The following is a 17,030-nucleotide window of genomic DNA, read 5'->3' on the forward strand; positions in this document are numbered from 1 at the left end:
ACCGCAGCTCAGGGGTAGCTAATTTGGGACGGGGCTATTTTAGCTACCCTTTGACTGACGGCGAATGAGTCAGGGTCGGAATACATCTCAACCGATGTATTGGGGTAGCTAAAATAGCCCCGTCCCAAATTAGCTACCCGTGTGGGTTTGGCTAGGTTCGGGTGCTGTCCGTGCCGTGCGGTAAAATCGTTCAGTCAGAACACGAACCCGCATCGGAGCTCATCACATGGCATTCGTCCATCTGCACAACCACACTGTTTTCTCCATGCTCGACGGCGCAACCCGTATCCAGGATATGGTCAACCGTGCCGTTGAGCTTGGCATGCCCGCCGTGGCCATTACCGACCACGGCTACATGTATGGCGTGCCCGACCTGGCGCTGGCCTGCGACGCCGTCAACCACAACACGCCCGAGTACAAAACCTGGAGCCACGACAAGGCCTTCTTGGAAAAGGACCGCCGCGACGAGCTGGAGGAGCCCGATCCCGAGGCAAACCCGCGCGAGCATGCCCAGTTCGTTAAGGACATGGCCATGTGGGACGAGAAGGGCAATATCGACGAGCTCAAGCCGCCGCTGGTCATCAAGCCCATCTTTGGCTGCGAGGTCTACTTTACGCCGGACGAGACGCTCGCCCGCGACCATAAGCCCGAGCTCTACCACATGATCCTTCTGGCCAAGGACCAGGAGGGCTACGTCAACTTGATGCAGACGGTCTCCGAGGCCGCCGTGCAGGGCTTTTACTACAAGCCGCGCGTGACGCTCGACAACCTGCGCCGCCACGCCAAGGGCATGATCTGCACCAGCGCCTGCATCGCGGGCATCATTCCCAAGTACATCGACCGCGGTGACATGGAGGGCGCCATCAAGTGGGCCGAGACCTTCCGTGATACCTTCGACCCCGGCGACTTCTATATCGAGATCCAGGAACACGGCATTACCACCGACAACGGCCTGACCGACGAGCAGATGGACCGCACGCTCATCGACATCGCCAAACAGGTGGGCGTCAAGGTCATCGCCACCAACGACTTCCATTACCTGCGCCGCGAGGATGCGCCCGTGCAGGACGTCATTATGTGCATCGGCATGAACGCCAAGGTCGACGACCCCAACCGTATGCGCATGACCGGCTCGGAGTTCTACATGAAGACCGAGGAGGAGATGCGGGCGATGTTCCCGTATTGCCCCGAGGCCTGCGACAACACGCTCGAGATTGCCGACAAGTGCTACGTGGAGCTGGACTGGGACTCCATCATCCTGCCGCGCTTCCCGCTGCTCGATCCCGGCGAGACGCACGAGAGCCAGTTCCGCCGCGAGTGCGAGAAGGGCCTGCGCCAGCACTACGGCGATGACTGGGCCACGCGCGAGATCGGCGGCGTCAACATCAAAGAGCGCTTTGAGTACGAATACAAGGTTATTTGCGACAAGGGCTTTGCCGCCTACTTCTTGATCGTTGCTGAGTACGTGCAATGGGCCAAGGACAACGGTATCGGCGTCGGTCCCGGCCGTGGCTCGGCCGCCGGCGCTATCGTCGCCTACGCCATGAACATCACCGCGTTCGACCCGCTCGAGAACGGTCTGATGTTCGAGAGGTTCCTCTCCCCGCAGCGTACCGAGATGCCCGATATCGATATGGACTTCGACGATGAGCGGCGCCTCGAGGTCGTGGAGCACGTTCGCCAGCTCTACGGCCCCGAGAAGGTCACCCACGTCATCACCTACTCGACCATTAAGGCCAAGCAGGCCATCAACGACGCCGCACGCGTTCTGGACTACCCGGTCTATATGGGCCAGCGCCTGTCCAAGATGGTCTCGAGCGACCCCAAGGTCAAGCTCAAGCAGGTGCTCGAAAAGCAACCCGGCAAAGAGGATCTGTTTAACCCCGATTTTGCCGAGGCATATAAAAAGGACGACGACGCCCGCCGCATCATCGACACGGCGCTCTCGATCGAGGGCCTCACCCGTGGCGAGGGCGTGCATGCGTGCGCCGTTCTGATCTGCCGCGACCCCGTCAACGAGCACGTGCCCACCAAGCTCGATACCAAGGGCGGCGTCGAGATTACCCAGTACGAGGGCCATACCGTCGCCGACATGGGCCTGCTCAAGATGGACTTCTTGGGCCTGCGTACGCTGACGGTTATCTCCAAGGCCAAGGCAAACATCAAAAAGAACTTCGGCATCGACATCAAAGAGGAAGAGATTCCCTTTGACGATCCCGAGATCTTTAAGCTCATGGGCTCCGGCCACACCGCCGGCGTCTTCCAGGTCGAGTCCGCCGGCATGACGGCCACGATCAAGAACATGAAGCCCACCGAGTACAAGCACGTCGTGGCATTGATCGCTCTGTACCGCCCGGGCCCGCTGGGCGCCGGCATGGTTTCGTCCTACATCAACCGTATGAACGGCAAGGAGCCGGCCGTCTCCTATGACGACCGTCTGGACGACATCCTGGGCGAAACCTACGGCACCATGGTCTACCAGGAGCAGGTTATGCTCATCTCCGTCGAGATGTGCGGCTTCTCCAAGGGCGAATCGGACTCGCGTATCCGTAAGCCCGTGGCCAAGAAAAAGATCAAGCTGCTCACGTCGACGGTGCTCCACTGGGAGGATGGCTCGGACGAGACCACCTACGACCACTGGATGAACGGCGCTATCAAGAACAACTACACGCGCGAGGTCGCCCAGAAGATTTGGGACGATGTTCTCGAGTTCGCGTCCTACGCCTTTAACAAGTCGCACTCCGCCGGCTACGCCATTCTGGTTATGCAGACGGCGTGGCTCAAGGCGCATTATCCGCACGAGTACATGGCGGCCGTTCTGACGTCCTATACGGGCAAGACCGACAAGATTGTTCACTACGTCTCGGCGTGCCGTCACGACGGCATCCCCGTGCTGTCGCCAGATGTCAACGAGTCCGGTACCGAGTTCACGGCTACCAAGGAGGGCGTGCGCTTTGGTCTGGCCGGCATCCGCGGCGTGGGCACCGGCGTGGCGCAGGCGATTATCGCCGAGCGCGAGGCGGGCGGCCCGTTTAAGACGCTGCACGACTTTGTCGAGCGCGTGGACTCCAGCCAGGCAAACCGTCGCGTGATCGAATCACTCATCAAGGCAGGCGCCTTCGACTCCACGGGGTATCCGCGTCGCCAGATGATGCACTTTGTGGACAAGAGCAACCCCGAGAACATCATCGATGCCGCTGTGAAGCGCCAGAAGGATCGCGCGAGCGGCCAGACGTCGTTTTTCGATATGTTTGGCGACGTTGAGGGCTCGGGCTTTGAGGTCAGCGTGCCCGATCCGGATGGCCAGGAGTGGGACCGCCACCTTAAGCTGAGCCAGGAGAAGGAAGTTCTGGGCATCTATGTCTCGGACCACCCGCTGCGTCCGTTTGAGTATGCACTTAGCAAAGCACGCGACTTCTCGTTCTCGCAGATCGACACCGGCTACGAGGTGCAAAACCCCACGGGCGGTACCATCAACCAGGAGATTCCCGAGGGCAAGGCGCTGTGGTGGGCCGGTATGGTCTCGAGCGTGTCCAAGCGCGTGACCAAAAACGGCGACCCCATGGGCATTGTGCAGCTCGAGGACATGGAAGGCGAGGCCACGGTCGTGGTGTTCCCCAAGACCTACAAGGAGGCCGAGGGGTATCTGTACGGCGAGGTCGATCCCGAGACCGGCGCGCAGCTGTCCGATGCGTTTGTGCGCATCAAGGGCAAGCTCGAGCGCTCGGATCGCGGCGACCAGATCATCGCGCAGGAGATCGTGCCGCTGGAGCTTAACGAGGAGAACAACAAGCCCAGGGTGTTTGAGGTCATGGTGCCCAACAGCCGCTTTAGCCAGGGCAATATGGCGCGCCTGGCCACGGTGCTCACCACCAACCCGGGCGGCGACCGCGTGGAGATCTTTATCGAACAGGTGGACGGGCGCGTGTTGCGTGCCGAGGTGCCGGCCAAGGTTAACGCACGCTCGATTCCGCTGCTGGCCGAGGCCAAGGCCATCGTTGGCAACCAAGGCCGCGTGACGGTTATCTAAGGGTGCCTTTGCCGGGGTAGCTAATTTGGGACGGGGCTATTTTAGCTACCCTTTGACTGACGGCGAATGAGTCGGGGTCGGAATGCGTCTCAACCGACATATGGGGGTAGCTAAAATAGCCCCGTCCCAAATTAGCTACCCTGTGTGGATTGGAGGAAGTGATGGCACAGGGGACGTTTGTGCAGGCGCTTCGCAAAGAGGCGGCGTTGAGCGGCACCTTTATGAAGGGGCGCTCGCTCATGCTCAACGGCGCCGTGCTGTCGATTGAGGACAGCGGCTCACGCTTCTCCAAAAACGTGACGGTCGGGGGCTCGGTGCGCGGCTCGCGCGGCGACCTGTACAAGACGCACGTGGCGCTCGACATGGACGAGCACGAGGTTGTCGACTACAACTGCGATTGCCCGGCCGCCTTTCGCTATTCCGGCATGTGCAAACACGCTATCGCCACGGCGTTGGCGTATCTGGATGCCAGTGGCGCCGAGCCCGTCGAGGGCTTGCGCACGCCGGTTCGCACGACTACGGTACCGCCCGCACAATCCAAGCAGTCCGCCCGCCCCGCGCCCACCGCATCCGCGGTCAACCCTAACTTTCCCTTCCCGGCGCCCGTTCCCACGAGCCCGAGCCTTATGGCGGCGCTCTCCGATCTGTCGGAAGCGCGCATGGACGAGCTCGTGGTCATGCGTCGCAAGCTCGCCGGCGCCATTGATCCCGATGCTCCCAAAGCGGTGCTGGAGCCCTCGTTGGTGCCGTACTACAATCCGCTGTTTGGCGAGCGCTTTAGCTGGGCGCTCGAGTTTCGCATCCGCTGCGGTTCGGTGTCCTATGTGGTTAAGGATATCGACGGCATGGCCGATGCCTATGTGCGCGGCGGCACATTTTCTTACGGCAAGAAGCTTACGTTTGCCCATGTGCCCGAGGCCTTCGATGACGTGTCGACAAAGTTGCTCGACCTTGTCACGATGACGGTTGCCTACCTGAGCGACATCACGAGTTCGCGCTCGGCATCGTATGACTTTGCCCGCAGCGGTTTTGTCGCCGAGCGTCAGTTGCCGCTATCCGAGTATTCCATCGTGTCCGTGCTGGACCTGCTGCGCGGTAGGACCATTTCCTTTGAGCCTGCCTGGTCGCGGGGGACGACGACGCATCGCTCCTACGAGGTGGCGGTCGAGCCATCGCCGCAGGGAGAGGACGAAGCCCCGACTTGCCGCCCACCGCTCCTCGCCGCAAAGATTGCTCCGGCGGCGGGAGGTAGCTATGACCTGCGCCTGCCGGCCGATATGTATTGCTTCGCCTCGGACAACGTTGCCTACCTGGTCGACACACGCCGCGCGCGCCGTACCGACGCGGCGTTTGCTCAACACGCGGCGTCGTTCCTGTCGCGCTTGTTGCCCTGCCGCACGCCGGCCCATATCGCCGCCGACCAGGTGGGCGAGTTCTGCCGCATGGCGCTGCCGATCTTGCGCGACTACACGGACCTGACCGCTCCCGCCGCCCTTGATGCCGTGGCACCCGAGGCGAGCTTCCATTTTAAGATTGGTGTCGACGATGGGCTCGTGACCTGCAAAATTACGGTTACCTACGGCGACTGGTCGGCAGATCTCTTTAGCCTGGGTGCTCCGGGCAGCCCCTTCGAAGATCAACGCCCCGGCGTTCCGCCCCGCGATGCGGTGGCGGAGTTTCGCGTTATGGACACGGCGGCCCTGTACTTCGATTTCTACGAGGGCGGCCTGGCGTTTGAGGAGCGCGATGACGAGAGCCTGTTCCACTTGCTGACCGAGGGCCTGTCTGCCCTGTCCGAGTTGGGCGAGGTTATGCTCAGCGACCGCCTGCGCCAGATCTCGGTCCGCCCTGCGCCCAAGCTCTCGGTGCACGCGACCGTCAAAAGCAACCTGCTCGACGTCGAACTGGGTGCGAGTGGGCTTTCGGCGGCCGACCTTGCCATCTATCTCGATTCGTATAAGCGCCACCAGACGTTCGCACGCCTTACGTCCGGTGACATCATTCGCCTGGACGAGGGCGCCCGAGCCGTGTTTGGCCTCGCCGAGGACCTGGGTGTCGATGCTGTCGACCTGCTCGATGGCGTGTCGCTTCCCGCGTCGAGTACCCTGTTCGTCGACAGCATGCTCGCACGCACGCCCGCGCTCGAGGCCGATCGCGACGCTGCGTTCCGCCGTACCGTCGAGCGTCTGGACACGCTCGGCAAGATGGACTTTACGGTGCCGGCATCGCTCAAGGCAACGATGCGCGGCTATCAGGTCGACGGCTATCAGTGGCTCGGCTCGCTTGAGCACCTGGGCCTTGGCGGCATCCTGGCCGACGATATGGGCCTTGGCAAAACGCTGCAGATGATCGCGCACATTCTGGCGCGCGTGGAGGCGGGGGACACCAAGCCCACGCTCGTGGTATGCCCGGCCTCACTCGTGTACAACTGGACTGCCGAGCTGGAGCGCTTTGCGCCCTCGCTCGATGTGTGCGCCATCGTGGGCGCCAAGGCGCAGCGTCGCGTGCAAATTGCCGGCGTGGCCGAGCATAACGTGGTCGTGACGTCGTATGACCTTATGCGCCGCGATATCGATGAGTACGCCGGGCAGGATTTTGCCCGCGTGGTGCTCGACGAGGCCCAGTACATTAAAAACCCGCTCACCCAGGTGGCGCGCGCCGCAAAGCGCCTGCCGGCCGGCGTGCGCTTTGCCCTGACGGGCACGCCTATCGAAAACCGCCTGTCCGAGCTCTGGAGCATCTTCGACTTTTTGATGCCGGGCCTGCTGGGCACGCGCGAGTCGTTTGCCAAGCGCTTCGAAAGCCCGGTCGAGCATGCCGAGGGCGACAGTGCCGCCCGCCTGCAAGCGCTCGTGTCGCCGTTTGTGCTGCGCCGTGTAAAGGAAGACGTGGTGGCCGACCTGCCCGAGAAGATCGAGGATACGGTCATGGCGCAGCTCACCGGCGAGCAGCGCAAGCTCTACCTGGCCAACCAGGACCGCATCGCCCAGCAGGTGCAGCATCGCGAAGCATCCGAGTTTAAGAAAGACAAGCTCAAGGTGCTCGCCGAGCTTACCATGCTGCGCCAGATCTGCTGCGACCCGCGTCTACACTACGAGGATTACAAGGCGGGGAGCGCCAAACTCGATACGTGCATGGAGCTCGTGTACGGCGCCCTCGACGGCGGGCATCGCATCCTGTTGTTCAGCCAGTTTACGGGCATGCTCGATATCATCGGTAAGCGCTTGGCCAAGGAGGACATCGCTTTCCTTAAGCTCACGGGCGCTTCGTCTAAGGAGAACCGCGCCAAGATGGTCGCACAGTTCCAAGCGGGCGAGGTTCCGGTCTTTTTGATTTCGCTCAAGGCGGGCGGCGTGGGCCTTAACCTGACGGCGGCCGACGTGGTCATTCACTACGACCCGTGGTGGAACGTGGCCGCACAGGATCAGGCGACCGACCGCGCGCATCGTATTGGCCAGCAACACACCGTGACCGTGTACAAGCTCATCGCCAAGGACACGATCGAGGAACGCATTATGCAGATGCAGGAGTCCAAGCGCGATCTGGTCAACAGCGTGCTCGGCGGCGACGGCATCTCGTCGGCGCTGTTTACCCGCGAAGATGTTCTGGCACTGCTGGGCGGCAACGGGCGCTAGCTGCGCGCGGGGTGGGACTGCTGGAGTGGGCAGGACGGTCGACGCATTTTGGCCCGACCGCTTGCCTGATCCGTTATGTGTTCATTTGCAATGTCATGGATGGTTTGTCTGCATTTGGGCATAAGAACCATCAGGAATATTGGCACATCAGCAAAGGAGAACATCATGGCGAAATTCTTTAAGGACCCCGACGGTAAGCTCATCGCCGCTCTCGGCAACGACGTTGCAACCCCTGCCGGCTGCACGGAGCTGACCGCGAACACCGAGGATGCAGCGCACGAGAAGCACGTGCCTGTTGTCGAGACCGAGCGTGACGGTCATGTGATTCGCGCACGCGTTGGCTCGACGGAGCACCCCATGCTGCCCGAGCACTACATCGAGTGGATTGCCCTTGAGGCCGAAGGCCGCCTGGAGGTCCATTACCTTGAGCCCGGCATGAAGCCCACGACGTTTTTCGCTGGCGGCTCCAAGACCGGTACCGTCTATGCCTACTGCAACCTGCATGGGCTGTGGTCCGCGACGTTCTAGGAGCGCGCCCCCGCTCGGGGTATCATAGCTAGCATATGCACATGCGAGCGCCGGCTGCATTATGCGGCCGGCGCTTTTACTACGATAACGACGATTTACGACGGAAAGGGCTGGGCCATGAAGCTCGCACTTGCACAGATCGATATGCGCCTGGGTGATATTGAGGGCATTTGCGGCCGCATCGAGGACCAGGCTCGCCTGGCCCACGAGCGCGGGGCGCGCGTGCTGTGCGTTCCGACTCCGCTCTTTATGGGCGCCATGCCCGGTGGCCTGGTGGGCGCTGCCGATTTTGAGCACGATATGCTGACGGGCCTGACGGGTGTTGCCGAGCGTATCCAAGAGCTCGATATGATCTGCATCGTGCCCGCGGCGGTTTCGTTTGAGGGTCAGCCGTTGCTCGACTACATGATGCTCAAGGACGGTCATGTGGTGCCGGCGCGTTCGAGCATTGCCCTGCAGCGTGGCGAGAACGGCGATGCCCGTTGGGCACCGCCGGTGTTTGACGTGGACGGCGTGCGTATCGCCGTGATCTTCGACTTGGACCGCGAGCTCGAGATGCTGCCGACTGGCGTCGACCTCATCGCCTATTTCCAGTTCAACGCGTTTGATATGACCGACCGCGAGACCGCTGCGATCGCCGCCGTGCGCAGTGGCGCCTACCGCAAGATCGCCTCCAAGCGCAGCGTGTGGTTTGCCTGCATGGCGCCGGTCGGTGCGTACGACGAGTCGGTGTATACCGGCGGGTCGTTTGTGCTCGACGACTGCGGCCGCGTGGTGGCCCAAGCGCCGTGTTTTGAGGAGAGCCTACTGGTTCAGGAGATCCAGCGCGGCGTGATGCTCGATGCCCTGGAAGATCACGAACTGCCCGAGTTCCGTTCCGAGGAGTGGCTGTGGCAGGCGCTGGTGCTCGCCGTGCGCGACAACGCCCGAGCCCACGGTGCGTCGCGTGCTGTGGTGGCACTCGAGGGTGACTTGCCGTCGTCCCTGCTGGCGGCGCTGGCCGTCGACGCTCTGGGCCCGCGTAATGTGATTGGCCTGGTGCTGGGGCGCAACCGTATTTTTACGCCGGCGCAGGAGGAGGTGGAGGCTGCCCGCTGTGCCGCCGTCCGCGCCATCGCCGAGCGTCTGCACATTCGCACTGTCGAGCGCGATGCGCCGGATGCGGCGCGTGTGCTCGATCGCGACGTGTCGGCGGGCGATGCCGAGCGTCTGCGTTCGCGCGCGCTGGGCCTGATGCTCGAGGATACGGCGCTCGAGCTGGGTGCTATGGCACTGAGTCCGCTTTCCAAGACTGAGTACGCGCTGGCGGCGCCCGCGCTTTCCGGCGGCTACCAGGGCGATTTTGCACCCTTTGGCGATGTGTACCTGTCGACGCTTGAGTTTGTGGCGCGTGTGCGCAACCGCACGTCTGCCGTGGTGCCCCAAGAGCTCGTGACGCTCAACGCGGTGGAAGATTGTATGGAGCGAGTGCTGGCGCAGGCGCTCTCGACGCTTGACGGTCCGGTCGATATGCTCGACCGCGCGGCACAGCTGCTCGGCGGGCTTGAGCCGGGTGAGGTCGATGGCGCGCTCGAGGCGCACGTGGACCTCAATCGATCTTTCGACGATATCCCGATGGCCGCTGGCAAGCCTGAGGCCTGCTCGCTGCTGCTGATGCTCGTTCGACAGGGTGAGGCTGCCCGCCGCATGTTGCCGACGGCACCGATCGTCTCATCCCGCTCGTTTGCCGAGCGCTCTTGGCCGTACATGCTCGCGTGGTCCGACCTGGGGCTTAACGGCAAGGAGCGTATGTCGGTCGATTCGCTGGCGCGCGCCGAGGTGCGCCGTTTTGCTGACGAGGATACGAGTGAGCGTATGCGCGGCGAGATGATGGGCATACTGGGCGAGCTACTGGGTATTTCGCCCGAGCAGATGGAGGAGCTGCGCTCTGAGGACGGTCAGCGTCGTTTGCATGAGGGAATGAAGAAGTTCGAGGGCGAGGTTCAGGACGCCATCGATAAGATGATGGGCGGTCAGGGCGGCTCGCAAGGTGGTCCCCAGGGTGGCCCGATGCCGCATCCGCCGGTTGATCCCCGACAGTTCCCATTCTTCTCGCAGAACTAAACTGGGGATGGGATTCGCTCCCAACCCCGATACTTCAACTAAGCATCTTGACCCCGTTGTGTTATTCTAGAACAGACGTTCGTGAATGATGCGCGAGGCCTTGCCTTGCGCCGTGCTTTTGGCGAGGGGAGGTCGGCTTGGTTATCTTGGGTATCGACCCTGGTTTGGCCCATACGGGTTGGGGGATTATCGAGGAGCGGCGTGGCGAGGTTCGCTGTCGTGCCTATGGCTGCATCGAGACCAGTGCCGGAAGTCCGCTCGCGGTGCGCCTGTCGCATATCGCCCGCGATCTTAAGGATGTCGTCGAGCGCTATCGCCCCGATACCGCGGCTGTCGAGAGCATCTACTTTGGCGCCAACGTCCGCTCGGCCATCCCCACGGCGCATGCCCGCGGTGCTGCGCTCGTGGCGCTTTCGGAGCGCGCGCTCGAGATTGGCGAGTACACGCCCATGCAGATCAAACAGGCTGTGGTGGGCACCGGTGCCGCGGACAAACGGCAGGTCGCCTATATGGTGCGTACGCTCACACAGCTCGATCACGACCCGCATCCCGACCATGCCGCCGATGCCCTGGCTTGCGCCATCTGCCACGTAAACCTCAGCCGCACCCGGGCGCTTACCGGCGGCGAGTTCTATCAACAGAGAGGAACCGGATACTGATGATTTCCCAGCTCCACGGAACGCTTGTCGAGGCCACGATGAGCTCTGCTGTCGTCGATGTGTCGGGCGTTGGCTTTGAGCTCGGCATCTCGGGCAGCACTGCGGCCACGTTGCCGACGCCCGGCGGCGAGGTCCGCCTCTACACGCGTATGCAGGTGCGCGAGGACGCCATGACACTTTTCGGTTTTTCCTCCAAGGACGAGCGCACGATGTTTGACAGGCTCGTGTCCGTCTCGGGCGTCGGTCCGCGCCTGGCGCTTGCCGTGCTTTCCACCTATACGGTGGGACAGCTGTATTCGCTGGTGATGGCCGAGGACGACAAGGGCATGGCCAAGGTGCCCGGCGTGGGCAAAAAGACCGCCCAGCGCCTCATCTTGGAGCTCAAGAGCACCTTTGCCAAGGACAAGGGCTTTGTGCCGGTCGACGTGATTCCCGGCCAGGTCGCAATGCCGGTGCCCGCCGCCGCTTCTTCGGCAATCGATGACGCTCGCGCGGCGCTTCTCTCCATGGGCTTTAGCCCGCAGGAGACCGAGGTCGCCTTGAGCGGGTATGATGGGCAGGATATGCGTGTCGAGGATCTGCTCGGCGCGGCGCTTAAGCGACTCGGAATGGATGCGTGATGTGGGAAGCCGATGACTCTCAGGACCTGTGGGCGACGCCCGGCAACTCGCCGGCGGCATCCATGGCGCACGGTGAGCGCATGGTGGGCTCGGAGCTGACGGCCGAGGACCTCGATGTCGATCGGACCCTGCGTCCCCAGCGCTTGGATGACTACTGCGGTCAGGAGCATATCAAGCAGAGCCTTCGCGTGCTGATTGAGGCCGCGCAGAGCCGCGGCGAGACGCTCGACCACGTGATCTTCTCGGGCCCTCCGGGTCTGGGCAAGACCACGCTGGCTACGGTTATCGCCAACGAGCTGGGCGCTCAGATTAAGACGACGAGCGGTCCGGCCATCGCGCGCACCGGCGACCTGGCGGCCATTCTGACTAACCTGCAACCGGGTGACGTGCTGTTTATCGACGAGATCCACCGCCTCAACCGTTCGGTCGAGGAAGTTCTGTATCCCGCGATGGAGGACTTTGCGCTCGATATCGTGATCGGCAAGGGTCCGGCTGCGCGCTCGATTCGCTTGGATATTCCCAAGTTTACGTTGGTGGCGGCCACGACCCGTTCGGGCATGTTGACCGGCCCGTTGCGCGACCGCTTTGGCATTTCATATCGCCTGGACTACTACACGGTCGAGGAGCTCGCCCAGATTGTGACGCGCTCGGCGACTATTCTAGGTGTGACGATCGACCATCCCAGCGCACTCGAGATCGGCTCGCGTTCGCGTGGTACGCCGCGTCTTGCCAACCGTCTGCTCAAGCGCGTGCGCGACTACGCGCAGGTGCGCGGCAACGGCCCCATCGAGCTCGATATCTGCCGTCAGGCGCTCGAGTTTTTCGAGATCGACGAGCTTGGCTTGGACTGGATGGATATTCGTATCTTGGAGACGCTTGCCAAGACGTTTTCCGGTCGTGCCGTGGGACTTACGACCCTTGCCAGCGCGGTGGGCGAGGACCCGGGAACGCTTGAGGATGTCTATGAGCCGTATCTGCTGCAGTGCGGGTTGATGATTCGCACGCCCCAGGGCCGCCAGGCAACGCTTCGTACCTTTGAGCATTTGGGAATTGAGCCGACCGTTTAGGATGGGTTTGTAGGCTATCGCTGGGCATTGGGTAAACATATCGCCGTTCGTCGGTTACGGGTGTTTTACTATTGCGCGCCCGTGCTATGCTGGATTGGTCTTTTTCTCATCCGGTAACGAAAGGACCGCCCATGCCTACTGACATCGAAATCGCACGTTCTGTTACGCCGCTGCCTATTACCGAGGTGGCCAAGAACGCCGGCGTCGACGTTAAGCATCTGATTCCGTACGGCTTTGACAAGGCAAAGGTCGACTATTCCCTGCTCAACGAGCCGACCGATCACCAGGCCAAGCTTGTCCTCGTGACCGCCATCAACCCCACGCCTGCGGGCGAGGGCAAGACCACTACGACCATCGGTCTGGCCGATGGCCTGCGCCGTCGCGGCGTCAAGAGCGCTGTGGCCCTGCGTGAGCCTTCGCTCGGCCCTGTCTTTGGCGTCAAGGGTGGCGCTGCCGGTGGCGGCTGGGCGCAGGTCATCCCCATGGAGGACATCAACCTGCACTTTACCGGCGACTTCCATGCTATTGGCGCCGCCAATAACCTGCTGGCCGCCATGCTCGACAACCATATTCAGCAAGGCAACCAGCTCGGTATCGATGTTAAACGTATCACTTGGAAGCGCGTCGTCGATATGAACGACCGTCAGCTGCGCCACGTCATCGACGGCATTGGCGGTAAGGCCCAGGGTGTGCCGCGCGAGGACGGCTTCGATATCACCGTCGCCTCAGAGGTCATGGCAATTCTGTGCCTGTCTACGAGCATCAGCGACCTCAAGGAGCGCCTGGGCGAGATCGTCGTCGGCTACAGCTTTGCCGGCGAGCCCGTCCGCGCACGCGACCTTAAGGCCCAGGGAGCTATGGCCGCACTGCTCAAGGATGCGCTCAAGCCCAATCTGGTGCAGACGCTCGAGGGTACGCCCGCGTTTGTCCACGGCGGTCCCTTCGCCAATATCGCCCACGGCTGCAACTCCATCATGGCCACGCGTATGGCTATGCGTTTTGGCGATGTCGCCATTACCGAGGCCGGCTTTGGTGCCGATCTGGGTGCCGAGAAATTCCTGGACATCAAGTGCCGCATGACGGGCGTTCGTCCCAACGCCGTCGTGGTTGTCGCGACCGCTCGCGCCCTTAAGTACAACGGCGGTGTTGCCAAGGCCGACCTCAACGAGGAGAACCTCGAGGCCCTCAAGGCCGGCATGCCCAACCTGCTGCGCCACGTCGACAACATCCAGAACGTCTACGGTCTGCCCTGTGTGGTCGCCATCAACCGCTTCCCGACGGACACCGAGGCCGAGCTTGCGCTCATCGAGTCCGAGTGCCAGAAGCTGGGTGTCAACGTGAAGCTGTCCGAAGTTTGGGCCAAGGGCGGCGAGGGCGCGCTCGATCTGGCCGATGAGGTCATGCGCCTGATTGAGCAGCCGAGCGAGCTCAAGTTTGCCTACGAGGACGGTGCCGATGTGGCCGACGCCCTGGAGGCTGTCGCCACTAAGGTCTACCGCGCCGATGGCGTCGACTTTACGCCGGCTGCCAAGCGCCAGCTCGCCGAGCTGCGCGAGAACGGCTTTGGCAACCTGCCGGTGTGCGTTGCCAAGACCCAGTACAGCTTTAGCGACAACGCCAAGGCGCTGGGCGCTCCTGAGGGCTTCCGCATCACGGTGCGCGAGCTCAAGGTTTCCGCCGGTGCCCACTTTGTGGTCGCGCTGACCGGCAGCGTTCTGACCATGCCGGGTCTGCCCAAGGTTCCCGCGGCCGAGAACATCGACGTCGACAACGACGGCAACATCACCGGCCTGTTCTAAGCCTGCTGCTCATAGCCGCTTGCCCGCCCCGCCGCGCCTACCAAGGCCCGGCGGGGCTTTTTAATCCCAAGGGGACAGAGAAAAACGGATCATTTTGCGGTTGTTGGGTCAATGAGGCTATCCGTATGGGGTCGTTCGTCCAAAACTATGCCGGTTTACTACGATGAATCGGAATACCTCGACCATATTTGGATTTTCCGATAATGACCGATTCGTCTACCTGCGGTTTTGTTTTTCTGTAAAGTAGCGTGCTCAGGTTCGGGCGATTTATCGTAGTAAACCGGCATAGTTTTGGACGTGGCGGCAATGTTGCGCAACAAGAATCACGATTTCTCCCGTACGGTGTAGTTGGAAGAACTGCGCGGGCGCATTGCGGCTGCGACGAGTGACGGGAGATGCGATGTATTGCACCAAGTGCGGGGCCCAGATACCCGATGGCTCCACGTTTTGCACGAGCTGCGGGGCTCGCGTGGGTTGCGCCGAGGACCAGGCGGAGCCCGTGGCGTTTCCGGTAGGGGATAGTGCGCTGGCGGGCGACCCTGCTGCGCCCGCGCCGTCATCAGCTCCTGCGGGGCGGCAGGCCGCGCAAGGTGCTCCGGCTCACATGGCGGCACAGCCTCAATATGAGCAGCCGTTCTCCGAGACCGCTGAGTCGATCGATCTGACGCCTCAGCCCAAGAAACCCAAGCACAGGGGCCGCATCGTCGCGGCCGTTATCGGTGGTGTGGCCGTTGTTGCCATTGTGGCGGCAATTGTAGTCGTGCCGCGTATCGGCGCATCTTCTGAGGTGACCTCGGGTGGCAAGGGCTATGTTGTCTGCGCATGCGAGACCAAGATTCTGCCCAAAAACAGCAAGGGAAAAAAGCTTAAGAGCTATACCGTTGAGCTTACGCCCGCGAATGGCAAGGGCAAGGGCTATACCATTAAGGTCGATGGCGAGGACGGCTTTGCCATGGAGGACTTTGGCGAGCTGCCCGATCAGAAGTACCAGATGACCATTACCTCGGGCAAGGGCAAAAAGAAGAGCACGACCACCATGAAGGTCGACTACGCCAAGGGTGGCTCGGACGCCCCCAAGAACGTCGAGCTCACGCAGTCCAAGAAGGAAGCCAAGGCTTCTGCCAAGGCAGCGGTCAAGACGGCAAACGAGCTGTTCACCGACAAGATCCTCGAGTACCAAAAGAAGTACGGCGAGGGCGAGGCTGTCGATATGGGCAATTCGCTTTATGGCACTCAGGGTGTGGGCTATGCCGAGCTCATTGACTTTGATGGAGATGGGCAGGACGAACTGCTGATTGAGTATTCCGATGAACCGGTTGATTATGGGGACAAGGCCGCCGCTGCACATCTCGAGGTTTGGGCATACAAGGATGGCGAGATCAAGAAGGTCTATTCGCCAGAGGTGAACGTGTTTACTCAACAGGTGGGTGTGTCTATCAGGCTTGCTGAATATGAGGGCAAAACTGGCTTTATTCAGTGGCTTGATCATGGAACGGCTATTAAGCAAAACGACGTTTCTGGCGAAAGCGGCCCTTCTGCTCATGAATACCAAGTTAAGCTCATTGGGTATGACGGTCAATCATTCGACGCCATGTCGGATCTTATTGCTCTGAGTGAATTTGACTTTTCCACCGTGGACGATTATGGCTTTTTGTATGCTAGCGAGGACTGGGTTAACAGCACCATTGGCACGGTCGCCACGACGCTGGAGCAGCTGAAGTCGAAGGACTCTGACGATACGCAGGCGAGCTATGAGGCCGTCTCTGCCACGCAGGATGTCAGCTTTACGGCGCCGGTGGGCGAGGGCGCGCCTGATCCCGACGTTACGTGCCAGATTTCGGCTACGTGGACCTATCCTCAGGTAAAAGGCCAGGGTGTAGGTGTCGCCAAGTTCAACAAGGATATGATTCAGCTCGTCGCGGATGCGCTTGACGCGAGCAAGCAGGCGACACCACATGATGAGAACTGCCGTGTGACAACGATGTATTACGCTGAAATCGTCTCGATTGACGGCGATATCGCCTGCGTGCGAACCTACACCGATAGCTATCAACCTCCGTATCGCTCGGAGCAGGTGACAAGGTCGGCATACTATAACCTTAAGACGGGCGAGAAGGTTTCGCTCGAGGACTCGCTTGCGCAGCACGGGCTCTCGTTTGACACCCTCAAGAGCGAGGCTAAACAGGCGATTAAGGCTGCAAAAACTAATATGTATTCTTCATACACCAATAGCTACGAAGATGATGACAACTTTACCGAGGACCATTTCTACTACGATGGCAAAGGCTATGTTGTGGTGCTCGATACCGGTGTATTTGACTGTAACGCATGGGGTACACACGATCTGGTGGCACATGCTTTTGACTCGAGCTATTCCAGTGGCCAGGACGTGACCCCCGAGTATCCTCGCTATACGTATATTCTTAATGAGTAAGGCGAGACTGCAGAAAGTTAACTGAACTGTCCCCGGTGACGCAAAACGCTGTGTCGTCGGGGACTTTTTGATGCAAATTGGCTCCGAAACAAGCTATCTGGGCCAGCTGCGCCACGAAAAGTGCCCATCTACTACGTTTACCAGGGTTGGACCAA

At 61.3% G+C, this 17,030-nt stretch carries 9 protein-coding genes; all 9 read left to right on the top strand.

Annotated elements, in window-relative coordinates:
- Positions 1-226: 226 nt before the first annotated feature.
- The 9 genes from dnaE to DWX25_RS02375 all read left to right on the top strand — a co-directional run bounded on the left by dnaE (position 227) and on the right by DWX25_RS02375 (position 16,875).
- Complete coding sequence (gene dnaE / locus DWX25_RS02335; RefSeq protein ID WP_117798657.1) at positions 227-4,030, top strand: DNA polymerase III subunit alpha; 3,804 nt, start codon at positions 227-229, stop codon at positions 4,028-4,030.
- 161 nt (positions 4,031-4,191) lie between these two features.
- Positions 4,192-7,665: a DEAD/DEAH box helicase gene (locus DWX25_RS02340; protein WP_117798659.1), complete on the top strand. Its 3,474-nt coding sequence runs from the start codon at positions 4,192-4,194 to the stop codon at positions 7,663-7,665.
- Positions 7,666-7,830: 165 nt separating this feature from the next.
- Positions 7,831-8,193: a desulfoferrodoxin family protein gene (locus DWX25_RS02345; RefSeq protein ID WP_117798661.1), complete on the top strand. Its 363-nt coding sequence runs from the start codon at positions 7,831-7,833 to the stop codon at positions 8,191-8,193.
- A 117-nt stretch (positions 8,194-8,310) separates the two neighbouring features.
- A complete protein-coding gene (locus DWX25_RS02350) occupies positions 8,311-10,296 on the top strand; it encodes a hypothetical protein (RefSeq protein ID WP_117798662.1) in 1,986 nt (661 codons plus the stop codon).
- Positions 10,297-10,433: 137 nt separating this feature from the next.
- Positions 10,434-10,955 carry a crossover junction endodeoxyribonuclease RuvC gene (gene ruvC / locus DWX25_RS02355; protein WP_117798664.1) on the top strand — a complete coding sequence of 174 codons (522 nt, stop codon included), beginning with the start codon at positions 10,434-10,436 and terminating at the stop codon, positions 10,953-10,955.
- On the top strand, positions 10,955-11,575 hold the full coding sequence (gene ruvA / locus DWX25_RS02360; protein WP_117798666.1) for a Holliday junction branch migration protein RuvA: 621 nt from the start codon (positions 10,955-10,957) through the stop codon (positions 11,573-11,575). Before ruvC ends, ruvA begins: the two co-directional genes overlap by 1 nt.
- Positions 11,575-12,642, top strand: a complete 1,068-nt coding sequence (ruvB, locus tag DWX25_RS02365) for a Holliday junction branch migration DNA helicase RuvB (RefSeq protein ID WP_022095140.1) — start codon at positions 11,575-11,577, stop codon at positions 12,640-12,642. Before ruvA ends, ruvB begins: the two co-directional genes overlap by 1 nt.
- Before the next feature lie 131 nt (positions 12,643-12,773).
- The gene (locus DWX25_RS02370; RefSeq protein WP_117763157.1) at positions 12,774-14,441 is read left to right on the top strand and encodes a formate--tetrahydrofolate ligase; all 1,668 of its coding nucleotides are present in this window, start codon (positions 12,774-12,776) and stop codon (positions 14,439-14,441) included.
- A 400-nt stretch (positions 14,442-14,841) separates the two neighbouring features.
- Positions 14,842-16,875, top strand: a complete 2,034-nt coding sequence (locus tag DWX25_RS02375; RefSeq protein ID WP_117798668.1) for a zinc ribbon domain-containing protein — start codon at positions 14,842-14,844, stop codon at positions 16,873-16,875.
- Positions 16,876-17,030 lie beyond the last annotated feature (155 nt).

It is taken from the genome of Collinsella sp. AF18-8LB (assembly GCF_003459795.1).
In the GTDB taxonomy this organism is placed as follows: Bacteria; Actinomycetota; Coriobacteriia; order Coriobacteriales; family Coriobacteriaceae; genus Collinsella.